General features: G+C 57.8%; 20 protein-coding genes. 14 read left to right on the top strand and 6 right to left on the bottom strand.

Going from position 1 to position 22,920, the window contains the following annotated elements; genetic code table 11:
- The first annotated feature begins 143 nt into the window (after window positions 1-143).
- Complete coding sequence (locus LMJ29_RS13075) at window positions 144-401, top strand: hypothetical protein (protein ID WP_229605958.1); 258 nt, start codon at window positions 144-146, stop codon at window positions 399-401.
- Here the strand turns inward: LMJ29_RS13075 and LMJ29_RS13070 are convergent.
- From LMJ29_RS13070 to LMJ29_RS13045, 6 genes are all read right to left on the bottom strand, one after another.
- The gene (locus LMJ29_RS13070) at window positions 398-1,327 is read right to left on the bottom strand and encodes a helix-turn-helix domain-containing protein (protein ID WP_229605957.1); all 930 of its coding nucleotides are present in this window, start codon (window positions 1,325-1,327) and stop codon (window positions 398-400) included. The genes LMJ29_RS13075 and LMJ29_RS13070 overlap by 4 nt on opposite strands.
- A gap of 970 nt (window positions 1,328-2,297) precedes the next feature.
- Window positions 2,298-3,161, bottom strand: a complete 864-nt coding sequence (locus tag LMJ29_RS13065) for a dioxygenase family protein (protein ID WP_229605956.1) — start codon at window positions 3,159-3,161, stop codon at window positions 2,298-2,300.
- Between the two features lie 9 nt (window positions 3,162-3,170).
- On the bottom strand, window positions 3,171-4,238 hold the full coding sequence (locus tag LMJ29_RS13060) for a maleylacetate reductase (protein WP_229605955.1): 1,068 nt from the start codon (window positions 4,236-4,238) through the stop codon (window positions 3,171-3,173).
- Between the two features lie 43 nt (window positions 4,239-4,281).
- Window positions 4,282-4,569, bottom strand: a complete 288-nt coding sequence (locus tag LMJ29_RS13055) for a DUF2218 domain-containing protein (protein WP_229605954.1) — start codon at window positions 4,567-4,569, stop codon at window positions 4,282-4,284.
- 24 nt (window positions 4,570-4,593) lie between these two features.
- Window positions 4,594-5,193 carry a nuclear transport factor 2 family protein gene (locus tag LMJ29_RS13050; RefSeq protein WP_229605953.1) on the bottom strand — a complete coding sequence of 200 codons (600 nt, stop codon included), beginning with the start codon at window positions 5,191-5,193 and terminating at the stop codon, window positions 4,594-4,596.
- 57 nt (window positions 5,194-5,250) lie between these two features.
- Window positions 5,251-6,513: an MFS transporter gene (locus tag LMJ29_RS13045; protein WP_229605952.1), complete on the bottom strand. Its 1,263-nt coding sequence runs from the start codon at window positions 6,511-6,513 to the stop codon at window positions 5,251-5,253.
- 157 nt (window positions 6,514-6,670) lie between these two features.
- Between LMJ29_RS13045 and LMJ29_RS13040 the strand changes: the two genes are divergently transcribed.
- The 13 genes from LMJ29_RS13040 to maiA all read left to right on the top strand — a co-directional run bounded on the left by LMJ29_RS13040 (window position 6,671) and on the right by maiA (window position 22,919).
- Window positions 6,671-7,594 carry a LysR family transcriptional regulator gene (locus tag LMJ29_RS13040; protein ID WP_229605951.1) on the top strand — a complete coding sequence of 308 codons (924 nt, stop codon included), beginning with the start codon at window positions 6,671-6,673 and terminating at the stop codon, window positions 7,592-7,594.
- 185 nt (window positions 7,595-7,779) lie between these two features.
- Window positions 7,780-9,405, top strand: a complete 1,626-nt coding sequence (locus LMJ29_RS13035) for a bifunctional 3-(3-hydroxy-phenyl)propionate/3-hydroxycinnamic acid hydroxylase (RefSeq protein ID WP_229605950.1) — start codon at window positions 7,780-7,782, stop codon at window positions 9,403-9,405.
- 25 nt (window positions 9,406-9,430) lie between these two features.
- A complete protein-coding gene (locus LMJ29_RS13030; RefSeq protein ID WP_229605949.1) occupies window positions 9,431-10,600 on the top strand; it encodes a VOC family protein in 1,170 nt (389 codons plus the stop codon).
- 12 nt (window positions 10,601-10,612) lie between these two features.
- The gene (locus LMJ29_RS13025; RefSeq protein ID WP_229605948.1) at window positions 10,613-11,422 is read left to right on the top strand and encodes an alpha/beta fold hydrolase; all 810 of its coding nucleotides are present in this window, start codon (window positions 10,613-10,615) and stop codon (window positions 11,420-11,422) included.
- Window positions 11,423-11,424: 2 nt separating this feature from the next.
- Window positions 11,425-11,844: a GlcG/HbpS family heme-binding protein gene (locus LMJ29_RS13020; protein WP_229605947.1), complete on the top strand. Its 420-nt coding sequence runs from the start codon at window positions 11,425-11,427 to the stop codon at window positions 11,842-11,844.
- Window positions 11,841-12,689, top strand: a complete 849-nt coding sequence (locus LMJ29_RS13015; protein WP_229605946.1) for a fumarylacetoacetate hydrolase family protein — start codon at window positions 11,841-11,843, stop codon at window positions 12,687-12,689. The genes LMJ29_RS13020 and LMJ29_RS13015 overlap by 4 nt, the downstream gene beginning before the upstream one ends.
- Before the next feature lie 525 nt (window positions 12,690-13,214).
- On the top strand, window positions 13,215-14,978 hold the full coding sequence (locus tag LMJ29_RS13010; RefSeq protein ID WP_229605945.1) for a DUF1302 domain-containing protein: 1,764 nt from the start codon (window positions 13,215-13,217) through the stop codon (window positions 14,976-14,978).
- A gap of 22 nt (window positions 14,979-15,000) precedes the next feature.
- Entirely contained in the window at window positions 15,001-16,359 is a 1,359-nt protein-coding gene (locus LMJ29_RS13005) for a DUF1329 domain-containing protein (protein WP_229605992.1), read from the top strand.
- Between the two features lie 70 nt (window positions 16,360-16,429).
- Window positions 16,430-17,500 carry a WD40/YVTN/BNR-like repeat-containing protein gene (locus tag LMJ29_RS13000; RefSeq protein WP_229605944.1) on the top strand — a complete coding sequence of 357 codons (1,071 nt, stop codon included), beginning with the start codon at window positions 16,430-16,432 and terminating at the stop codon, window positions 17,498-17,500.
- A gap of 10 nt (window positions 17,501-17,510) precedes the next feature.
- Window positions 17,511-19,997 (top strand): efflux RND transporter permease subunit, encoded by a 2,487-nt coding sequence (locus tag LMJ29_RS12995; RefSeq protein WP_229605943.1) that lies wholly within the window; start codon window positions 17,511-17,513, stop codon window positions 19,995-19,997.
- Window positions 19,998-20,437: 440 nt separating this feature from the next.
- Window positions 20,438-21,481: a gentisate 1,2-dioxygenase gene (gtdA, locus tag LMJ29_RS12990; RefSeq protein WP_229605942.1), complete on the top strand. Its 1,044-nt coding sequence runs from the start codon at window positions 20,438-20,440 to the stop codon at window positions 21,479-21,481.
- A gap of 59 nt (window positions 21,482-21,540) precedes the next feature.
- Entirely contained in the window at window positions 21,541-22,239 is a 699-nt protein-coding gene (locus tag LMJ29_RS12985) for a fumarylacetoacetate hydrolase family protein (protein WP_229605941.1), read from the top strand.
- 29 nt (window positions 22,240-22,268) lie between these two features.
- Complete coding sequence (gene maiA, locus LMJ29_RS12980) at window positions 22,269-22,919, top strand: maleylacetoacetate isomerase (RefSeq protein ID WP_229605940.1); 651 nt, start codon at window positions 22,269-22,271, stop codon at window positions 22,917-22,919.
- Window position 22,920 lies beyond the last annotated feature (1 nt).

Raw genomic sequence — 22,920 nt, 5'->3', positions numbered from 1 at the left:
GATGCTGTGGGAGGGAGCGGGGCGGGGATTGTGCCCGAGCTGCCGATGATCTGAATAGGAAAGATGACTGGCCATGATTCCAGTCTTCGGCTCCGTGGCTGCGGCCGTCACGCGGGAAGTCATTTCTGAAGGGAATCACCACCATGCACAACCTCTCCGAGATTCACCTCAAGCCCGAGATCTTGGCCCGCTATGGGCTGCCGGACATTCCGTATCCTGTGCCGCTTGGCGATTTGCAGGCCGCGCGGCTCTTCGCCTTAAAAATGGGAGCAGCGGAGCCATCCGGTAATGCATGGCTATTTCAGAGCGTCATTGGTTGTAATGAATGCGGTTGGGTGACTTGCTTTTACTGTCTGGTTATTTTTATTTGTAACTTGATGGCGCAAGAGTTAGAGTTTTAAGGGTATTGCGCTTGCTCACGAAACTTTTTAGGGGTGGTTCCCGTGCACCGCTTGAAAACTGTCGTCATGTGGGCCTGATCGCCGAATCCCAAAAGTGCACTGATTTCTTTGATTGACATCTGGCTGCGGGTGAGCAGTTCCTTTGCGCGCGCGATACGACGCTCTGTTACGTAACCATGTGGCGTTAGTCCGGTGCGAAGTTTGAACATCCTGCTGAAATGGTATTCGCTGAACTCCGCTACCGCAGCCAAGTTTTCAAGTCCTAACTCGGCGCCGATATTTTCCTCAATGTAATCGGTCACTCGACGCAGTCGCCATGTGGGTAGCCCATGGTTGCTGGTAGGCAGATTAAGCTGAGAAGTTGAATAGTGGTTGATCAATCTAGCCGTCAGCGCCATCGCCAATGATTCGCCAAAAAGCCGTCCGGTCGGGAAGCCGCTTTTGCATTCGGCAAGAATGGCGAGCCCTATTTGTTGAATCTGCCGGTCCTGCACAAAGCTGCTGCGTGTTAATTCGATTTTGGATGGAGGGTTGCGCATCTCTCTGAGGACGCGCTCGAACATCGATTCCGAAGGCATCAGAAACAGGACGTCTAGTGCTTCGCTCCAGCGGGCACCTGTTAACGAGCCGGATGGATCAATGTGGATCACATCCTTGGTCAAGTCTTTATCGGAATGGCCGATATCACCGAGTCGTGTAACATTGGTATGGCAAGAGGAAAGAGGCTGAACAATGGTCGTGCGACTGATATAGCAGTGTTCCATTTCAGCAGGGTTGAGCGAAACTTGCTCAACAGCTAGCGCGTCATCCCACGGTGCGCCGTGACTGGATGCTTGGATGTCAATGCTATCAACAAAGGGTCGCAATTTCCCAGAGGGAGAATTGCTGACAAGAACTCGTGTTTGAATTTCATTGGATCTAAGCATAACTGTCACGCATAACGGAAGATTATTATAGTTGTTACGATGTCGCCTCACCTGCACTGGTGCTCGGGCTGTGCGTTTCCTTAAACCAAGCCTGCAGGCTACTCCGGCCTTCGTCAATGCAGATGAAAGAGATTCTGCTACCTTTGGTCGCAAGCGTCCAGCCAACACACCTCCTCCCGTCAGGCAATGGCATCGTGTCCACCTGTTTTTGGGGGACGGCATGTTAGTCCATTTCCGGGGATCTCCCGTTTCCGGCCAGCGCCGTTCCTGCCTTCAAATCCTTCAGCATCCAGGTCGTCGACAAGCGCACGCACCCCGGAGCCGCTGTCGTCGGCGTGGCCTTGAGCCACGGGCTAAGCACCAGTCTCGTCCATACGTGGATTCGCGACCAGCGGGCACAGCTGCCTGTCGTGCAGCCAGCCTTTAATTCCAGATGCTCCAGGACTGTCGGTTATCCCGGACGCGAAGGGTCCAGTCATGCAGACCGGCATCTCCCATGGTGCACGCAACCTGTCGGTGCACCGTTCAGGCTACGGGGGGTACGCCAGGTTCCTGCACGAGCTGCTGAGACGATTGGAATACTGGCTGGTTCCGAGCCGTTGGGCATGCGCGCTGGTACCGAAGTGCTACTGGCCCGAGTTGTCCAGGTATTCGGTGCTACGCAGCCGTACCGTCTGTTCCCGCTAGGTGATCGACAAGGGTATTTGCCCCGTCGGGCTGCAGGCCCAGGTCATGGAGCGTTGCACTGCTCCTGCATACGACCGGTACCCGACTTCCTAGCATCAAACTTTACTGCTCAAGGGCGAAGATGGTTGGGTTCGAGGTTGGGCGCAGAGCGACCGAGACGATGGGGGCATCTGCGGCACAGGCATCCGCGTCGGATCAGCCTTGAGACAAAAAAAACAGGGCCGGAGCCCTGTTAAAAGTCCCCGGCCGGGACAGACGGCCGCCGGGTTGCGCTGCAAGGCATTCAGTTTTCCGACGAGGCGAGCACGAAGTTTCTGCGCAGCGTCGGAACTGACTGTTCGACTTTCGCACCGTACGACGTGGTCCCAGGATGGGTCTCCACCAGCGGCTCGATCAGTGAGTCCTTCACGCCGAATACCACGTCCGAATCTAGATAGTCGCTGTCCGCCAGGAAGAGGTGGGTCACCAGGGTCTCGTACCCTGGCGCGGCGATCATGAAATGCACATGGGCTGGCCTATAGGGATGACGTCCCTGGGCTTCGAGCATCTGTCCGACGGGGCCATCGTTGGGGATCGGGTAGGCAGCAGGAACCGCACCGAGCACCCAGAAGCGACCTTGCTCATCAGTGCGTACCCGCACCCGTGAACTCAGTTCGCCGGCATCACGCTGTACGTCGTAGTAGCCATCGGCATCGGCATGCCAGATGTCGACGCTGGCCCCAACCAGAGGCGTGCCGTCCAGTGCGCGGACGCTGCCTTCGATCAGGAGCGCCGGCCCGTCTTCCGGCCGGCTGATCACCGCCCCCAAAGGCAGCTCTGGTGCTGCCTTGACGAAAAACGGTCCAAGGACCGTGGTCTCGGTGGCATCGCCGGGGAAGCGGTGGTTGATGGCATCGACCAGCATCGATACGCCCAACGCATCCGAGAGCAGGATGAACTCCTGTCGGGTATCGCTGCACATCTGCCCGGTGCGAGTCAGGAAATCGATGGCGTGCTCCCACTCCTGCTGGGTTGGCTCGATCTCGCGTACGAAGTTGTGCAGGTGGCGAACCAGAGCGGAGCTGATCTGCCGCACGCGAGGAGCGTCGGCACCAGCGACCCGTTGTAGCACCGCTTCGGTGATGTTGTGTTCGTCGAAGTTGCGCATGGTCCCCTCCTAGAAAGCGCTCGGTGTGTCGCCCATGAGGGCGGCTTGGAACAGTCGGCGCAACGGCTCCGCCTCCAGTGGCCTGGGGTTCCAGTAACGCGCCTGGAGGGACAGTTCGACTGCACGCTCGATACCGTCCTCAGGCATGCCGATGGCGCTCAGGGAGGTAGGCAGACCCAAGCGGCGAAGCAGGGCGTGGAGGGCAATCCATGGCTTGTCGGTGACACCTAGGGCGCGGCTGAGAATATGCATGGCCTCGGGCGCCGCCTCGGCGTTGTAGGCCAGCGAGTACGGCAGGACGATGGAGTGGGTTTCTGCGTGAGGCAAATTGAACGTGCCACCGAGCACGTGGCAGAGCTTGTGGTGCAGGGCCATTCCCACAGTGCCGAGGCAAGTGCCGCACAGCCAGGCGCCGTACTGGGCCTGGGAGCGGGCATAGAGGTTCTGTGGATCGGCCAGGATGGTGTCCAGGTTGTTCACCAGCGCGGCGATACCTTCCTCAGCCATCAGCGTGACGATGGGGTTGGCGTCTTGCGAATAGAGCGCCTCGGCCGCGTGGGCAACGGCGTTCAGGGCACTGCTGGCGGAAACCAGCGGCGGCAGGGAGAGCGTTTGCAGAACGTCGTAAATGACTACCTTGGGCAGGATCACGTCTGCCTTGCGGGTAGTCTTTACACCGTTCTCGGTTTCCCCCAGCACCGGCGTCACTTCGGAGCCGGCATAGGTGGTAGGGATGGCGATTTGCGGAAGACCAGTCCGTACCGCCAGAGCCTTGGCCAAGCCAATGGTGGAGCCTCCGCCGAGGGCCACCAGGCAATCGCAGTCATTTGCCAGCAGCACGGACATGGCCTGCTCGGTGACCTCCACCGGCGTGTGCATGACGGCGCCCGAGAATAGCGCAGCGCCCATCGGGCCAAGCACGCTTCGGATCTCTTCGCCATCAACTTTCTGGGCTTCAGTAGTGATCACCAAGGCGCGACTGGTCTTGAGTCGGGACATCTCCGCGGCGATCTCGGCAGTGCGGCCCTCACCAAAGACAATGCGTGCTGCATTTATGTTGTAGTCGAACGATTTCATGGCAGTTTCCTTTTGAGCGCAATCGGGGCACATGCAGCTTCGGTCACGGTTGACGCTCCCAGTTGAAACAGAGCTCTTCGTTGCCAGCCATACGTTGAAGGTGGATCGCTACTACCCCTTCAAGTCGGCTGAGGTTTTCGGCGTTCTCCGCCTGGAGATCCACGCGCAGTCCGACGTTGTTAACCCTCATCGAGCAGTGCCCGAGACCCAACGCTATTTCGCCGTTCTGATTGTCAAAACTGACAGGGAACATATTTCGCCAATGGCGACAGACTCGGTTGATCAGGCGAGTTGGAGCGGAGGTTTTGACGAGAGATGTTGATCTCGTCATTGCACTGGTCCGTTCCATCACTTGCTACAGCGCGGCGCCGGACAGCCATTGGCTACCGCGGGCGTAGAGCTCCTCAACTTCTTTGCCGGTGAGTTGCGGCATATCGCGTTTTACCTGGTAGCCGATCTGGGTCTGGATGTAGGCAAGGTGCTGATAACCTCGCGGGAAGGTCCCAAGGCTCTCTTGATCGATTTCCAGACGAGCAGAAGGGTCGACAGGGTCAATCCGATCCTTCTCGTAAATGGGTTGACGCAGCACCAGACCCCAGCGGCCGTCACGCTTCTCGAAGAAGTCGTAGAAGCGTCCGGTGCACACCACATCGCACAGCACCTCCTGAACCATGCCGCGCTGGGAGATGGTCATTTTGGTCTGGGCGATGGCTCGATTGCCTTTGACCTCCACGGAGGTTCCGCCCAGGAAGTGCAGGATGCTGACTCCTTTGGACCATCCTTCCTTGGTCACGCGAATGAATTCGGTAGCGGGGCCCTGGAACCAAGTTGCCATCATTACCCCGTCATCGTGCCAGACCGTCTGGAATCGCTCCCAGTCGCCAGCATCCCGCCAGACTGCCCAGTTCTCCACGAGGTCACGAATGGTCAGGCGATCGATCAGTTCAATATCCATGTCAGTCTCCGTTTTGGGAAAGCGCATCGTTTCGTGATGAGCCACATTGCGTTGCGGTTAAGAGTGGATTTCGGTGGCGGTTGTGCAGGCCGATCGCTTGATCGATCTGGCTATACAGCGTGGGGCGGTTTCTCTTAGAAGCAGAGCAACAGCTGCGGCGATGACTGCTGTTGCAAATCCAATGGCAAATGGGGCGGTGGGACCGAGCACGTCAGCAGAAAGCCCGGTGAGTAGAGGGGAAAGACAGCCACCCACCACCTCACCAATACCCACAACGAGGGCGATGGCGCGGTTTGCATAAGCACCTGGCGCTGACTCCGCAGGGATGGTGGCCAGGAAAATTGGCATGCAACCAATGCCTAGATAGGACACGAACAAGGCCAAGCACAGGACCGGCAGACTTGTATTGGCGAAGGCGATGATCAGCGGGGCTGCAGAGGTGAGAAGAATTGCCGAGGCAAGAGTTAGGCGCCGTCCCACATAGTCGGATATTGCAGGTACGACTGCGCCGCCGACCACGGCTGAGATCCCGAGGACGGTCATGATCAGTGCCATCGTGGAGCTATCGAATTGACGCTGCTGGTAAAGGTAGAGCGGAGCGAAGATGGTGATTGAGAAAAAGGTCGTCAGAAACAGGCAGGCAATGATGATGCTCAGAATCAGGTTTTGATTCCGCAGCGGCTTATCCGAATTGCGCTCAGAGATGTTTTTAGGGAAGAGCTTGGCCAGCGTGTCAAGGGACGGTTCCCGTACGTATCGCCATAGCACCACGGCCAGGACCAGACCAGGAATCCCAGCGAGTAGAAAGGCCGTTCTCCAACCGAGGGCGCTGGCCAGAGGGATCAGAATGGCGGGGCCGAGCACCGAACCAAATACGCCGGTGGACACTGCCTGAATGAATCCCATGTTGAAGCCGCGGCGCGATGGTGTGGAGGCGGCGATCATCAACGCTTGGCTGACTGGCAGCACCGGACCTTCGGCTACCCCCATCAGAACTCGGGCGAGCAGCAAGGTTATGAAGCTGGTGGCTTGTCCGGAAAGCATTGAGACCGCCGAGAAAAGGACTACGGCTGACACCAGGATGGTTCGCTTTTGCTCACGGCGGTCAACATAGCCCCCTAGCAGCCAGCCGGAGGCAGCCCAGCTCAGCCCCAGTGCAGCATTCAATGCTCCGATCTGGAGTTTGCTCAGGGAGAACTCGGCCTGGATGAAAGGCATGAGGAAATTGATGGCAAGGCGGTCGAAGAACATCAGGCCGTTTGCGGTGAACAGCATGACAAGCAGGCCGTTCTCGTAGCGACAGAATCGTTCGAGTTTCATGAGGAGCTCACTTTTGTTGTTGTAGTGACTGCCGCATCCGGCGCTGGGAGGGGCAGGGGACACCGCTTGACCCAGATTCTATGACTGCCATCGTCATTGAATAAGGTGTTTACATCTATTAATGTCATTCGCCTGAATGATTACATAGGAGGTCGGAATGCCTGACCAGCAGCCCCTGTCCCGAGTGGATTTCAACCTGTTCAATGTCTTTGATGTCGTGATGACCGAGCGCCATGTCACGCGTGCGGCAGAGCGACTCGATATGACTCAAGCCGCCGTGAGCAACGCTCTGAATCGTCTTCGTCGACAGTTTCAGGACCAGCTGTTCGTGAAGGCCGCGCGTGGAGTCGACCCTACGCCTCGCGCAATGGAGCTATGGCCGAGGATTCACAAGGCCTTGGTGGAGCTTCGGGGGACCGTGAACCCTCCGGATGTGGACGTCGCCAACCTGGAGCAGCGATTTCGAATCGCCATGGTGGACATCTCGGTATTGCTGTTCACTTCGCACCTTTATCGGCGTGTGCACGAGCTTTCGCCTCACGCGTCGCTGTTTTTCGTGCCCCATGATCCGGCCCTGACTGGGGCACGCCTGATGCGTGGTGAGGTCGATTTTGCAATCAGTATCGATCTGCCGCGGGCTGCAGTTCTTCAGTCGATGCCTTTGTTCAGCGATCGTCTGGTGGTTGCCGCCAGGCACGGGCATCCGCTCCTCGAGCGCAAGCTGTCGCTAGCGGATTTCTGTGAGGCTCCACAACTGGCAATCAATGCGGCAGGGCATGAGGACGCCCCTAGCTTGATAGACGATGCACTGGCCAGCCTGGAGCTCAAGCGAAATGTCTGTCTCTCCCTCAACCACTACTCGGTAGTGACCAAGATACTGAGGGATTCCGATCTGATTGCGGTGCTACCGGAGCGCTTTGCCACCACCCCTGATGCCAGAAAGGAGGTCCAGGTGCGGCCTCTACCGCTGGACGTTCCGAATGCGGTTCTGCACCTGAGCTGGCACCAGAGGAGCAACAATCTACCTGCGCATCAGTGGATGAAACAGCGGCTGCTCGAGGCAGCGCGTGCGTTTGTTTGATCAGATGTCGCGGTGATTGAGGGTCGCTTTTGAGCCGATGCTCCGCAAGCGGCTGATGCCATGGGAGGGGGCTAGAGAGTAATCACCGTGGGTGATGACGGTAATTTTTTGAATCGCTTCAATCAATGACTTGCTTGGCCTAGTCTGAGGACGTCCTCAGACCAAAGCCATACAAGGATAAAAAAGTGAGCGACTCCCAAAATGCTGTTCGCGCCGAGAGTGATTGTGCGCACCAAGATTCGATCTATGACGCCATTGTGGTTGGCTATGGCCCTGCCGGAGAGGTCCTTGCGTCCACCATCGGAGCGGCGGGATTCCGTGTTCTGATCGTTGAGCGCTGGCCTGAACCTTATCCGCTGCCACGTCTCACTACCTTGGATGGCGAGGTATGTCGCGCCCTTCAGGCTACGTCCCACGACATCGATGGTGCTCTGGCCGAGACGCTGGTGCAGGAGTCTTGCGACTTCGTCGATGCAGCTGGTGATCCCCTCATGATCGTTCGTTATGACGGTCAGCTGGGCGGGTGGCCATCTCGAATTTCGGTGTTCCAGCCTGACTTCGAAAAGGCGATCGCCGATAAGGTTGAATCGATGCCCAATGTCGATTTGCTGAGGGGATGGGAGGCCACCGAGTTGTGGCAGGACGCCAATGGCGTTCATCTGATCATTTCTCCTACGGAGAAAGGTAGCGGCAAACCCCGCACGATCAGAGCCAAGTACGTGGTTGGAACCGATGGCGCCCGCAGCTTCGTCCGTCAGAACCTGGGGCTGGGCGTGCGTGACTACGACATGCATCAGCGCTGGTTGAACTTCGACGCTGAACTGCTTCGTCCGGTCCCGGAGCGCTTCATGAAGCTGAAGATCTTCATGGATCCCGAGCGTCCGCACATGTACATGCCGATTGGGACCAAGCGTCTGCGCTTGGAATTCCGGGTCATGGAAGGCGAGACCGACGAAGCCATGACAGATCCGGCGGTGGCATGGGAGTTCATGGCTCGTAAGCATGGCATCGGCCCGGAAGACGTTCGAATTCTTCGCCAGGTCGTCTACCACTATCGGACTCGTATTGCCACCGAGTGGCGAGTGGGGCGTGTCTTCTTAGCCGGCGACGCAGCACACACCATGCCACCGTACATGGGGCAAGGTGCATGCGCCGCGATTCGCGATGGCCGAAATCTCGGATGGAAGCTGGTGGAGGTTCTTGCCGGGCGCAGCAATGAAGATCTTCTCGATACCTACCGTGAAGAGCGTGAGCAGCACGTAACAACCATCGTGCTTGCGTCTGACCGCCTATCTCGAGTCGTGAATATCGTCGATCCGCAAGAGGCAGCTCAGCGGGATCATGACATGCGTCTGAAAGGAGAGGGGCACCCCCCGGCTCTGCCCAGTCTCCAGTCGGGAGCGCTTTTCTTCGACCCTCAAGGCGCACTGCACGGTCCGGCAGGCGAGTTTGCCCCCCAAGGCCGCCTGCGCAAGGGGAGCGAAACCGTGCGTGGTGATGAGCTGCTGGGTTCGGGATTCCAGCTGTGGTGTCGCCAGGATCCGACTGCGCACCTGGGACAGGAGGAAGCTGAATACCTTGAAAGCCTCGGTTGCTCCATCGCGGTTTTCGAGGACTCGCAGTCGAAGTATGCCGTGGAGGATGTGGACGGTGTGTATGTCGACTACCTCAATCAGCACGATGTCGAGGTTCTGCTCCTGCGGCCTGACTTCTATGTCTTTGGTGCCGCAACTGCCACTCGTTTGAACACGCTCGTGAGGTCGCTCGCAGACCGTCTTTACAGCACTGCATCGCTGGCAACGGCTTCCTGAGCGCAACGCAATTAAGGAGAAAAACATGACCTTCACGACCGGCGGACTCCGCCTCGAACAGCCGTTTCGCATTCGCCGTATTGGTCACTTCGGTTACCACTCCCCCGATATCACGGCAACCGTAGAGTTTCTGACTCGCAAGCTGGGGCTCAACATCAGTGATATCGATGACTTCACGTCGCGACTCAAGCAGCCGCTTCCCAAAGTCGATGCTACTGGTTGGTTCCTTCGTTGCGGTTCAGATCACCACAATCTGGTAGTCGGCAGTCAGAACTTGATCGATACCCGTGAGCCGGCTCGCAAGGGCGCCGTGGTGAACCAGCTCTCCTGGCAGGTCGGGAGCCTGCAGGAAGTCGTTGAAGGGGTCTCGTTCCTTGACCGCAAGGCGAAGCTGCGCCGAATAGGTCGCGACACACCGGGCTCCAATTGGCATGCATATGTCTACGACCCGGATGGGTACGTAAACGAGATCTTCTATGGCATGGAGCAGATCGGTTGGGATGGTCGAAGCAAGCCTGAAACCATGTATGACCGTGGTTTCACGACGCTGCCTGAACTGCCGCAAATTCCGGAGTACATCGAAGTCGATAATGCTCTGCTGCGCAAAGATGCCGATGGTGGTTATCGCTGGAGCGAGCGTCGCGAGGCCAAGTATCAGGTCGAAGGCATCTTGATGCCGCAGCCGTTCAAACTGACACATTTGGGTCGAGTGGCGCTCTACGTTGCTGATCTGCAAGCGTCAATCGACTTTTACTGCAATGTCCTCGGGCTCAAGCTCAGCGAGCGCGTCTCCGTCTTGGGGCATGAGTGTGCTTTTCTTCGGGCAGGCGCTGAGCACCATACTTTGGCGCTTTACCCGAAAGCCTTGCGTGAGCAGCTGGGCTTCGCTGCAGGATGCGGCTTCGCCGTCGCTAGCTATCAGCAACTGATCGAAGCGCGTCAGTTCCTCGAGAAGCAGGGGGTTCGGATTCTGGATCTGCCTGCTGAGCTGTCTCCTGGCGTCCATTATGGCTTCTGGGTTCAAGGGCCCGATACGGTTGCCATCCAAATCTTCTATGGAATGGATCGCGTAGGGCTTGATGGAGTTGCACCCAAGCCCACTACGTTGCCGGTGCCTCACTCGCAGTGGCCAGAAAGCATTGTTCATGGTGGAGCGGCCTGGTTCGAGCCTCCTTTCCTCGGCCCTTGGGCATAAGGAGCGCCACCCATGGCATTTCTTGATGTTCCAGGTGCGCGGTTGCGCTATGACGTTTGTGGCGAAGGTCGCCCACTGGTGTTTGTGCATGGTGCCGGCGCCAACGCCACTGTTTTCTTCCAGCAGGTTGCGCATTTCAGCAAACGCTATCGAGTGATTTGCCTGGATATGCGTGGCTTCGGTGGGTCGATTTGTGACGCCGAAACCTTCCATCCGCGACAGTTCAGTCAGGACCTCGCGCGCCTGCTTGATGTCGAGGCCCCCGAGGGTAAGGTCGCCGTCGTATGCCAGTCGATGGGAGCTTGGTCCGGACTGCCTCTGGCGGTTCGGGAGCCTGATCGTTTTGCGGCGTTGGTGCTCTCCGGCTCGCCAACTCCAGCCTACGGTCCTCACCACAAAGTGCTGGAGGTCGTATCTGAGCGTTTCCGTCGCGTAGCTGCGGGAGAAAAGGTTCCTCCCCAGGATCTGGGCTTCTCGGAACGCTTCGTACGAGAGCGTCCGGAGCTGATTGCCCTGTATCAAATGCTCGCGAGGATGAATCAGAAGATCAACCTCTCCACCATCACGGATCCCGAGTTGCGAATCCTTCCGGAGGATTTCGTCGGCTACAACGTACCGACCATGGTGATGGGAGGCGTGCAGAACCGCCTGTTGGGCGGGGAAACGCACCTGATGGCCGCTCGCTGTATCCCTGGCGCCCAAAGTTACACGTTCACTGAATCTGGGCACTCCTCGTACTACGAGGAGCCGGATCACTACAACCGCGTCGTTGAAGAGTTTCTCGTCGCCCAGGGCTACGTGCCCGAAGAAAACAAGGTCTGACCATGTTGAGCAAATTGTCTCTGAGTCTTCAGGAAGCGAAGCAGCTGGCGGATAGCGCTGAAGCGATCGCTTCGAGAATGAAGATTCCGGTCTCGATCGCAGTCGTTGATGCGAGCACCTATCTGCAAGCACTGCTGCGTATGGATGGTGCCCCGCTCATGAGCGCCGAGGGCGCTTTCGACAAGGCCCGTAGTTCGGCGGAAGGTGGTCACCCAACCACCTTCTTCGAGAAGCCGCTGAACGAGGGGCGTTACTCGATGGTGCGGTTACCCCATGTCGCGATCGAGGGGGGGGTACCGGTACTGCTGGATGGTCACTGTGTGGGCGCTGTCGGCGTAGCGGGCGCGCCTCCACACCTGGATTCGAAGATCGCCGAAGAGGCAATCGCAACCTTCCTGGAAATGTTTGGAGCTGCCAAATGAAACTGCTTAGTTTCCGTGTAAATGGTCAGGAGTCCTGGGGCGCATTGACCGAGGCTGGCATTGTCGATCTCGGTAAAGTCAGTGGCTATGCCCTGTTGCGAGTGGCTCTGGAGCACAACGCACTGCCCGAGCTGCCGGCCATGATCGAGCAGGCCGGCGACGCTCTGCGCCTGGAGGATGTGGAACTACTCCCAGTGGTGCCGCATCCGCCGAAAATCTTCTGCATCGGCACGAACTATCATGACCATCGCATCGAAACCGGTCGCGAGGTTCCCGAGAAGCCGGTGGTCTTCGCCCGCTTTGCAAATTCGCAAGTGGCCCATGGGCAGCCGATCATTCGTCCGCGGGTGTCCGAACAGCTCGACTTCGAGGGTGAGATCGCGATCATCATCGCCAAGCGCGGTCGCAATATCGCGGAGGCGGACGCCTGGGAGTATGTCGCCGGCTATGCGCCGTACAACGATGGAACAATCCGTGATTGGCAGCGCCACACGCATCAGTGGATCCCGGGCAAGAATTTCGTGGCAACGGGTGGGTTCGGACCCTGGATGGTTACCCGCGATGAAATTGCCGATGGCGCTGATATCAGCCTGGTGACTCGCCTGAACGGTCAGGAGGTTCAGCGCACCAGCGCGCACCTGATGATCTTCTCGATCCCCCAGTTGATTGCCTACTGCTCCACCTTCACCGAGCTTGAGCCGGGCGATGTGATCGTGACCGGTACGCCCGGGGGTGTGGGCGGTAAACGAAATCCGCCGCTTTGGATGAAGTCGGGCGACACCGTCGAGGTAGAGGTGGGTGGGGTCGGTACTCTGAGCAACCCCATTATCGACGAGAAAGCATGAACTGAGGTAAGGCGCCATGGCAGCTGGCCATGGCGCTATGCCCTCTCAACAGGAGGCTGCCCGCAAAAAATCCAACCTCAAAGTCTGAGCAAGAAAGCACAAACGCCAGCAGTAATCTGAAAGACCGGGGGGCGGCAAAGCGATAACCTCGATGCAAGCTGTCCGAACGTCTTGATTAGAGGCAGAGATAGAAGGCAGCACAAAAATGCATCAGGAGGTATTTATGCCGAGCGCCCTGTCTATGTTGTTGCACGCGTTGGTGCCGAGTAAGCCTATATCGCTGATGGCTTCCGCTAGCTGGAAATATGCGAAGGTTCGAGATTTTTTGAGGGCATCTGGAAATTGAAGCACCAGGCCCCGGATTTATAGGGGGTCTGCCTGATTCGGATGGCTTGTGTCTCGTGATCGTTGCATTGGCAAGTAACTAAGGAAGATGCAATGGCGGGCACGGCATTGACTCCTCGGCTCGAGGTCGTCAATGACACACGGCGGTTCTTACAATAATGACAATAAAGAGACGACACCATGCAATGTCTTCATCTCAGGGCAGGCCTGCCGGCCGCCCACTGTACTGCGTGCTCAGAAACTAAGGGTGGTCCGCTTGACGCGCTGTCTGTGGCTCGTTCGCCATTGGCGGTATCGGTTGCGCTTGCGGGACTTATGGCGAGTGGCAGCGTCTTCGCTGCCAACTTTGAGGTGGGGATTCCCGATCTCAAAGTGACTTGGGATAACACCGTCAAGTACAGCAACGCGTTTAGGGTCAAGTCACAAGACTCGGAGCTGCTGACTAATCCTAACGCCGACGATGGCGATCAAAACTTTGATCGGGGCCTGATCAGCAATCGCCTTGATCTACTGAGCGAGTTGGAGGTGAAATACCAGAATGTCGGGGCCCGGGTGAGCGGCGCCGGTTGGTATGACACGGTCTACAACGAAGAAAACGATAACCCGGGATTCGCGGGTGGTGCATTCCCGAACCAGCGGTCGACCAGCTTCGACGAATTTACCTCTCGGACGCGTGACTTGCACGGCCGCAAAGCCGAGTTTCTGGATGCTTTCGTCTATTCCCGCTTCGATGTTGCCGAAATGCCTGGTCTAGTGCGCCTGGGCCAGCATGGCATGGTCTGGGGCGAGAGTCTCTTCTTTGGTGGCAACGCCATTGCTGGAGCCATGGCTCCTGTCGATGCCACCAAGCTGATCTCGGTGCCCAACACTCAGTTCAAGGAAGCTATCCGACCGGTTCCGCAGTTCTCCGGTCAGATTCAACTGACTCCGGAAGTCACGTTGGGTGCTTACTACCAGTTCCACTACGAACCCAACCGCATCCCCGCGGTGGGTAGCTACTTCTCCGGAATCGATACCAACGTCGATGGGGCTGAGCAGATGCTGCTCGGGCCGGCAGGTGTTGCGCCTCGCCTGTCGGACAAGGAGGGTCGTGACTCGGGGCAGTGGGGGCTTCAGCTTCGAATCCGTGGTGAGAATACGGACTATGGCATCTACGTGGTTCGCTTCCATAACAAGTCCCATCAGCTCGTCACCAACCTGCGGAATGTAACTCCCGGCGGAGCGCCGACACTCCTTCCGGCCAGTTACTACGTTGCCTACCACGAAGGGATCACTGCCTACGGCGTGAGTGCCAGTCGTACCTTCGACACGGTCAACCTCGCAATCGAGGCTTCGGTGCGGGATGATCAGGACCTTGCCAGCAGCGGCCATGCCAGTGATTTCAGCCAGGCCTTTGGCACCCAGGTCACGAACAACAGCAGCCGTCCAGGGTACGCAGTGGGTCGGACTGCCCACGTCAACTTGTCGATGCTGTGGAGCGTGGATCCGAACTTCCTCTTCAACGAGGCAACTGTTCTGGGCGAGATAGCCTGGAACCGTGTGCTGAGCTGCCAGAAGAACTGCGAAATTTTCAACCCGGTTACGCACCAGGGCGTCATCGACAACAACTCTAGCCGTGATGCAGTCGCGATGCGGTTTCTGTTAGAGCCGAAGTATCGCCAGGTGCTTCCGGGGCTGGATCTGAGCATTCCGATTGGCGCCGGTTTCTCTCCCAAGGGCTCCAGCTCGCGGGCGCTTGGTGCTGGGATGTTCCCGCCGGAGAACGGTGGGGATCTGACCATTGGGATCAATGGCGCTTACATGGACGTCTGGCGTTTCACCGCGGCCTACACCCATTACATGGGTGACGCCGAGACCTTCCTCGATAGCGACAACTCTTTCTCCTATGGCCAGAGCTTGAAGGATCGCGATTTCGTTGCCTTCTCCCTGAGCCGCACCTTCTGAGTCTGGAGGCGTTATGAAAACAATGACAATTTTCCAGCGTGTTGCGCTGAGTGCCATTTCGATGATGCTCGTGAATGGAGCACAAGCTGCTGTTTCTGCGACTGAGGCTGAGCAACTCAAGAGCACGCTGACGCCGCTAGGGGCTGAGCGTGCTGGTAACGCTGACGGCAGCATTCCAGCCTGGAAGGGTGGGTATACGACGCCCATTCCCGGCTTCCAGAATGGCGGGCGCCGTGGTGATCCGTTTAATAGCGACAAGCCCCTGTACACCATCACGTCCAAGAACCTGGATCAATACGCGGATAAGCTGACTGATGGTGCCAAGGCGATGCTGGCCAAGTATCCGGACACCTACCGTATCGATGTTTATCCGACACGGCGGACGGCGGCGGCTCCTCAGTGGGTTTATGACAACACGCTCAAGAATGCCACTCGGGCCAGCATTGCCGAGACTGCCAATGGCGCCGTTCCACAAGGCGCTTATGGCGGTATTCCTTTCCCGATTCCCAAGAATGGCGTCGAGGTACTGTGGAACCATCTCCTGCGTTGGCAAGGTGTCGCCTACAAGTACGAGCAGCAGGGGGTGCTGGGGACCGCCAATGGTAAGAACGTCCTGACTGTAGCAGCACAAGGAAACATCGAATTTCCTTACTACAACCCCAACGGGTCGCTTGAAAAATTCGATGGCGACTACTGGATGATTCGCATGCTCAATGATGGTCCGCCGGTGCGTGCAGGAGAGGGGATCGTCGCGAGATTCAACGTGTCGGGTGACGGTCAGACCTGGGTTTATCTGACTGGCCAACGTCGTGTGCGCAAGCTGCCCAACGATTGCTGTGATATGCCCACCCAAGCAACTGCTGGTGTGATGAGCACCGACGATCTGAAAATTTTCACCGGCAAGAACGCGCGCTTCGATTGGAAGCTCGTGGGCAAGAAAGAAATGATCATCCCTTACAACAGCAACAAGATCCTTCAGCCGAAGAAAGTTGCCGATGTATTGGGCGAGCATCACGTCAACCCTGATGTCATGCGCTGGGAGCTGCACCGGGTCTGGGTGGTCGAGGCAACCCTGAAACAGGGGCAGCGCCACCAGGCACCGCGAAGCTTGTATTACTTCGATGAGGATACCTGGAATGGTGTTCTGGCGGACCGTTGGGACGCCAAGGGCCAGCTTTGGAAAACCATGTGGATGTCCCAGATTGTTATGCCAGATGTGCCCGCCACCATGGGGATCACATTTGGGTTTAATGATCTTATTTCGGGAACTTCCTACACCAACGACCTCCTCAACGAGACTGACCGCCAGTTTGAAGTGGTGCCTTCATTCTCGAGCAACGTGTTCACGCCTGACGGCCTGGTAGGCGAAGCGGTTCGCTGAGCCTGAGGTAACGCAGCGGCATCCGGCCGGGTGTCGCTGCTGGGTATCGTCGTGTTGTAGGAGGTTGAGAGTGAAAAGATTACTGCTTGTTAGCGCGGCATTGCTCTATGGCTTGGGCGTCGCCGCGGACGATGCCAGTGTTGTGAGTCCTAAGGCCAATCCATTAAGCACGCCGTCGCTGCAGGCGCCACTCGCGGCTCAGGCGGTCATGCTGTCTATCGCGCAAGCCGGTGCCCGTAACATCGCGGTTGGCGAGAGAGGCATCGCCGTCTATTCGGACGATGGGGGGAAGAACTGGCAGCAGGCCAGTGTGCCTGTATCTGTGACCCTGACTGGAGTGAGCTTTCCCTCATCGGAATCGGGCTGGGCTATCGGCCATGCTGGTGTGGTCCTCCATTCCATAGATGGTGGCCGTTCCTGGTTGAAGCAGATCGACGGCGTCGAGTTGGCGAAGCTGGAGCTGTCCGCTGCGCAAAGTTCTGGCGACGAGCGCCGCGTTCGCCTTGCGAAACAACTGGTTTCGGATGGTCCTGACAAACCTCTGCTGGCAGTCCACTTCTGGGACGAGCATCGAGGTGTTGTGCTTGGTGCTTACGGCCTCATTTTCGGAACTGAGGATGGCGGGAAAAGCTGGACGTCCTGGATGGGGCGTCTTGAGAACCCCATGGGAATGCATTTGAACGCTATCAGCGTCAATGGCAATCGGATCTTCATCGCGGGGGAGCAGGGACTGCTCCTGCGTTCGACCGACTCCGGCGCGTCGTTCGAGCTTCTCGAGCCGGGCTACAACGGAAGTTGGTTTGCTGTGACCCAAAGCGCCGAGCATGTGGTTCTAGCGGGACTGCGTGGCACTGTGTACGCCTCGACTGATGGTGGCGATTCATGGTCGGAGTCGGTGGTTCCGGCGCCCGTCACTATCCTCTCTGCGGTTCGTGTTCCCGACGGTCGAATCATCTATGCGAACCAAGCAGGTCAGCTTCTCTCGAGCCAGAACGATGGCAAACATCTGCAACTAGAGACCCGCAGCATAGGAATGCCTTTGAGTTCCCTTGGCCTGGGCCAGGGTGGCGATCTTCTCGCTACCAGCTTCTCAGGTGTTGTTCGCTTGCCTTTGAGCCGGCAATCCAGCGTTAACCAGTGAGTGTAAGACGATGCATATAACAACACAGCAGCCACCGGTTGCCAGCCTTGCAGATTTCGATCGTCGTTCTGGTTCGATTGTAGAGCGTGCGTTGTTCAATCACCGACGAGCAGTACTACTGTTCTGCCTGGTCGTCACGCTGTTGTTGGGGGCGCAACTTGGACGGCTCCAGTTGAACGCCAGCTTCGAGCGCATGATTCCCGTCGAGCACCCCTACATCGGCAACTACCTGAGTAATCGCAGTGAGCTTGCTGGGCTCGGCAATGCCGTCCGGATCGTGGTCGCCACCAATGGCGCATCGATCTACGAGAGCGATTACCTGCAGGTACTCCAGCACATCAGCGATGAGGTTTTTCTAATCCCGGGCGTCGACCGTGCTGCAATGAAGTCGCTGTGGACACCGACGACAAGATGGTCCGGAGTCACCGAGGAGGGCCTGGAAGGCGGGCCAGTGATTCCGGAGGGATACGACGGTTCGGCCGAAGCGCTGAAGACGCTGCAGCGAAATGTTGAGCGTTCGAATGAAATTGGCCAGATCGTCGCAAGGGACCAGCGATCCAGCATTGTGTACGTTCCACTGCTGGCGAGTACCCCTGATGGCAAAGCGCTCAATTATTCGGCGCTGGCCCAAGAGCTTGAGCAACTACGCAGCAAGTACTCGAGCGACAAGATCAGTATCCATATCACTGGTTTCGCCAAGGTAATGGGGGATCTGATTGAAGGATTGCAGCAGATTCTCATTTTCTTCGCCATTGCTATTGTCATCACGTCGGTGATGTTATTCAGCTTCACGCGTTGCATCCGAAGCACGTTACTCGTCGTGGTTTGCTCCCTTATTGCCGTTGTCTGGCAGCTCGGGTTACTTCCACTGCTGGGGTATGAGCTGGATCCGTACTCTGTTTTGGTGCCATTCCTCGTTTTCGCCATCGGCATGAGCCACGGCGCTCAGAAGATGAATGGAATCATGCAGGACATCGGTCGCGGCATGCACCGTGTGGTGGCGGCACGATTCACCTTCCGACGCCTTTTCATGGCTGGGCTTATGGCTCTGTTGTGCGACGCCGTTGGATTTGCTGTACTCATGATCATCAAGATCGATGTCATCCAGAGCCTGGCGGTAATTTCCAGTATTGGTGTCGCGGTACTGATCTTTACCAACCTGATTCTGCTACCGGTTCTTCTTAGTTTCATCGGGGTGAGCGAGCGAGCTGCCCGACGTAGCCTGAAGGAGGAGTTGGCAGAGGAGGCTGGTGAGTCCCAACCAAAATTGTGGATTTTCCTTGACTTATTCACGCGGAGATCTTGGGCGGCGGGTGCTGTTGCTGTCAGTGTTGCTCTGCTGATCGGTGGTTTTCTGGTCAGCCAGCATTTGAAAATCGGCGATCTGGATCCCGGTGCTCCGGAGTTGAGGCAGGATAGCCGCTACAACCGTGATGCGGCTTATCTGACCGAGCACTACGGAGCAAGTAGCGATGTGCTTGCTGTTATGGTCAAGACGCCGGAGAATTCGTGTGCCCGCGTTGATACGCTGATGAAACTGGATAAGTTGGAGTGGCGTTTGAGCCAGCTGCCAGGAGTAGAGGCAACCAACTCCCTGGCTCGCTTGAATCGTGCCGTTGGTGTTGCGCTAAATGAGGGTAATCCCAAATGGTATGACGTGCTAAATAGCCAGAATATGGTCAATACCATCACGGCAGGCGCCCCTCGCGGCCTATACAATGATACTTGCAATCTGTTAACCCTGTATGTGTACCTCAGTGACCATAAGGCCGATACGCTCACTCAGGTTGTCGACGAGGTTGAAAGATTTGCAGTCGAGAACAATACCCAGAGCGTCCAGTTCATGCTGGCGGCCGGCAACGCAGGCATCGAGGCCGCGACCAATATCGTGGTCAAGCAGGCCAACCGAGAGATGCTCATCTGGGTCTACGCCGCAGTGATGCTGCTGTGCCTGATTACCTTCCGGTCCTGGCGTGCCACGCTGTGTGCCATTGTGCCGTTGATTGTGACATCGGTGCTTTGCGAGGCACTTATGGTTGCACTTGGCATTGGGGTGAAGGTTTCGACGTTGCCCGTCATCGCTCTTGGGGTAGGGATCGGTGTCGATTATGCGCTCTACGTGATGAGTATCCTTCTCGCGCAACTTCGTCAGGGGGAAAGCCTGTCCAGGGCCTACCTGCAAGCCCTTCGCTTCACGGGTAAGATTGTATTGCTGACTGGCTTCACCCTGGCCTTTGGGGTTGCGACGTGGGTGTTCTCGCCGATCAAGTACCAAGCAGACATGGGGATCCTTCTTGCCTTTATGTTCCTGTGGAACATGGTGGGAGCATTGGTCCTGCTGCCCGCTCTGGCCCATTTTCTCCTCTTCAGTTCCAAACCGAGAGCTCAAGCAGAACAGGTCTATGTAGGAAGTTTTGGTGAGGCTGCTCTTGGTGCAGATGGAAAGCAATCAAAGGCTGTCTCAGATTGCAGTTCAAGTATTAACTACGGAACCTGAATAGAGTCTGCTTTCCTGACAGGGTTCGGGGGCTTGGACCCTGTCAGGCGAGCTAATACCGATGGCTGCAGAATTTTAGCGTTCTCGGCTCTGCCTGCTCTACGATACGTGGATATTCGTTCCCGGTCAGCGTTTAACCACTTCTGGCTTCTGCTGGAGAGCCCGCTGCATTGTTTGCTGTGGGGTTTATCCCCAATACCTGATGTGTTTCCAAGCGTTCGAGTTGGCTGCAAGACTAATGCTGAGGCGTTCGGCAGCTTTGTATTTAAAGCTCTTTCTTGAAGAGATCAGAAGTTTGAGCAAGAAAATGCAAGCTGTAGCAGCAATGTGAAAGACTGGTGGGTTGGTGAGGACTTAATCTCATAACACGCTGATCGGAAGTCTTGGTTGAAGACGATAGATGTAAATAAGCATAAGAAGATCTGCATCAGGAGGTTTACATGTCGAGCACCCTAACTGCGTCGCGCCGGTCCTATTACGGCGAGATCGAGAAGCATCACCTATCGCCCCTGTGGGAGTCGCTACATACGCTCGTACCCAATACTCCTCAACCGCAGGCAGTTCCAGCCATCTGGAAGTACGCACAGATTCGCGAGTTGTTGATGGAGGCTGGTGGGTTGATCAGCGCAGCGGAAGCAGTTCGCCGTGTACTGGTTCTGGAAAACCCCGGTCTGCCGGGCAAGGCGAGCATCGCGACCAGCCTGTACGCAGGTCTGCAGCTGATCCTGCCCGGGGAAATCGCCCCCAGCCACCGGCATACCCAGTCGGCCCTGCGCTTCGTCGTCGAAGGTAGCGGCGCCTGGACTGCCGTGGATGGCGAACGCACCCGCATGGAGCCGGGGGATTTCATCATCACTCCATCCTGGACTTGGCATGACCATGGCAACCCGACGGTCGAGGCCGGCGGGGAGCCGGTGATCTGGCTCGATGGTCTGGACATTCCCCTGGTACATCTGCTCGATGCCTGCTTTGCCGAAGACTACCCCGAGCAGGTGCAGCCGATCAGTCGGCCGCAGGGCGACAGCTTCGCTCGCTACGGTTACAACATGCTGCCGGTGGATCATCAGGTGCAGCGGGGCAATTCGCCGATTTTCAATTACCCCTACAGCAGAACCCGCGAGGCGCTGCATCAGCTCAGCCGCAACAGCGAAGCCGACACCTGCGACGGTTTCAAGCTGCGCTACGTCAACCCCGCCACCGGCGGCTATCCGATGCCGACCATGGCCACCTTCATGCAACTGCTGCCGGCCGGCTTCAGCGGCCAGCAATACCGCAGCAACGAGTCCACGGTGTTCAGCGTCGTCGAAGGCCGCGGCACCGTGCGTATCGGCGAGCAGACCCTGCAGTTCGCCCCGCGTGACATTTTCGTCGCCCCTTCCTGGCAGTCGATCAGCCTCAGCGCGGATGAGGACGCGGTGCTGTTCAGCTACTCCAACCGCCCCGTACTGGCCGCTCTCGACCTGCTCCGTGTGCAACGCGGCTGAGAGCCACCTGGCGTGCCTGTCACGCCACCGACAACCCCTAGTCAATTAGAGAACACGAGATGGGATACGTTTTTCCACCTGAGGCACCTGTCACCGCCGCAGTGGTCGGCACTGATGACTGCGTGGCCCTGCGCCGGGTCTATTGCGTGGGCCGCAACTACGCCGCCCACGCTCGCGAGATGGGCTTCGACCCGGACCGCGAACCGCCGTTCTTTTTCCTCAAGCCCAACAACACTGTGGTGCCGGTCGCCTATCACGAAACCCTCAAGCTCGCCTATCCGGCGCAAACGAGCAACTACCACTACGAGGCGGAGCTGGTCGCGGTGATCGGCAAAGGGGGCTCGGACATCGCCCAAGAAAAGGCCCTCGAGCACGTCTGGGGCTATGCGGTCGGCCTCGATATGACCCGCCGCGACCTGCAGATCCAGATGCGCGAAATGGGCCGCCCCTGGGAAATCGGCAAGGCATTCGACCAGTCGGCCCCAATGGGGCCGATTCACCCGGCCGCCAGCGTCGGCGACATCGACCACGCCAAGCTCTGGCTGAGCGTCAACGGCGAGATCAAGCAGAGCAGCAGCATCGACTACCTGATCTGGTCGGTGGCCGAAACCATCGCATACCTGTCGCGCTTTTTCCGCCTGGAGCCGGGCGACCTGATCTTCACCGGCACTCCGGAAGGGGTCGGTGCCGTGCTGCCGGGCGACATCATCAAGGTCGGGGTCGAGCGCCTCGGCGAACTGACCGTCGAGATCGTTTGATCGCGCTGAACCGAGACGAGGTATCCGCCGTGGAACTCTATAGCTTTTTCAACAGTTCGACGTCCTATCGCGTGCGTATCGCCCTTGCCCTCAAGGGCCTGGATACGGACTACCGGGGCGTCAACATCCGGGTCGGTGAACAGCGCGACGCGGGCTATATCCGCGAGGTCAACGCATCGCCCAGCGTGCCGGCAATCATTGAGGGCAATTTTCGTCTCGGCCAATCACTGGCGATTATCGACTGGCTGGACAACCTCCAGCCCGAGCCGCGTCTGATTCCACTTCAACCGGAGTTGCGCGCCCGGGTACTCGAACTGTCTTGCGCCATCGCCTGCGACATCCATCCGCTGAACAACCTGCGGGTGCTCAACTACCTGCAGGGAACCCTGCAAATCAGTCCCGAGCAGAAGAGCGCCTGGTACTCCCACTGGATCGCCGAAGGTATGGAGGCGGTCGAGCGCCTGCTCGAACGCAGCGCCGAGCAGTACGACGGCCCTTGGGCCTTCGGTGCGGCGCCGGGCCTGGCCGATTGCTGCCTGGTGCCACAGGTCGCCAACGCTCTGCGTATGGGCTGCGACTTTTCCTCCTTCGCCAGAACCCTGGCGATCTACCGGCACGCCGCGGCGCATCCGGCCTTCATCCAGGCCGAGCCGCAACGCCAGCCTGACTATATCGCCTGAT

It is taken from the genome of Pseudomonas oryzagri, from assembly GCF_020831405.1.
GTDB lineage: Bacteria > Pseudomonadota > Gammaproteobacteria > Pseudomonadales > Pseudomonadaceae > Geopseudomonas > Geopseudomonas oryzagri.
Note: the sequence above shows the minus strand (reverse complement) of the source record. Positions and strands in the feature narration are given on the sequence as shown.

Coding starts and splice junctions, on each gene's coding strand:
- LMJ29_RS13075 (WP_229605958.1), top strand. CDS start 144: ATGCACAACCTCTCCGAGATTCACCTCAAGCCCGAGATCTTGGCCCGC.
- LMJ29_RS13070 (WP_229605957.1), bottom strand. CDS start 1,327: ATGCTTAGATCCAATGAAATTCAAACACGAGTTCTTGTCAGCAATTCT.
- LMJ29_RS13065 (WP_229605956.1), bottom strand. CDS start 3,161: ATGCGCAACTTCGACGAACACAACATCACCGAAGCGGTGCTACAACGG.
- LMJ29_RS13060 (WP_229605955.1), bottom strand. CDS start 4,238: ATGAAATCGTTCGACTACAACATAAATGCAGCACGCATTGTCTTTGGT.
- LMJ29_RS13055 (WP_229605954.1), bottom strand. CDS start 4,569: ATGACGAGATCAACATCTCTCGTCAAAACCTCCGCTCCAACTCGCCTG.
- LMJ29_RS13050 (WP_229605953.1), bottom strand. CDS start 5,193: ATGGATATTGAACTGATCGATCGCCTGACCATTCGTGACCTCGTGGAG.
- LMJ29_RS13045 (WP_229605952.1), bottom strand. CDS start 6,513: ATGAAACTCGAACGATTCTGTCGCTACGAGAACGGCCTGCTTGTCATG.
- LMJ29_RS13040 (WP_229605951.1), top strand. CDS start 6,671: ATGCCTGACCAGCAGCCCCTGTCCCGAGTGGATTTCAACCTGTTCAAT.
- LMJ29_RS13030 (WP_229605949.1), top strand. CDS start 9,431: ATGACCTTCACGACCGGCGGACTCCGCCTCGAACAGCCGTTTCGCATT.
- LMJ29_RS13025 (WP_229605948.1), top strand. CDS start 10,613: ATGGCATTTCTTGATGTTCCAGGTGCGCGGTTGCGCTATGACGTTTGT.
- LMJ29_RS13020 (WP_229605947.1), top strand. CDS start 11,425: ATGTTGAGCAAATTGTCTCTGAGTCTTCAGGAAGCGAAGCAGCTGGCG.
- LMJ29_RS13015 (WP_229605946.1), top strand. CDS start 11,841: ATGAAACTGCTTAGTTTCCGTGTAAATGGTCAGGAGTCCTGGGGCGCA.
- LMJ29_RS13010 (WP_229605945.1), top strand. CDS start 13,215: ATGCAATGTCTTCATCTCAGGGCAGGCCTGCCGGCCGCCCACTGTACT.
- LMJ29_RS13005 (WP_229605992.1), top strand. CDS start 15,001: ATGACAATTTTCCAGCGTGTTGCGCTGAGTGCCATTTCGATGATGCTC.
- LMJ29_RS12995 (WP_229605943.1), top strand. CDS start 17,511: ATGCATATAACAACACAGCAGCCACCGGTTGCCAGCCTTGCAGATTTC.
- gtdA (WP_229605942.1), top strand. CDS start 20,438: ATGTCGAGCACCCTAACTGCGTCGCGCCGGTCCTATTACGGCGAGATC.
- LMJ29_RS12985 (WP_229605941.1), top strand. CDS start 21,541: ATGGGATACGTTTTTCCACCTGAGGCACCTGTCACCGCCGCAGTGGTC.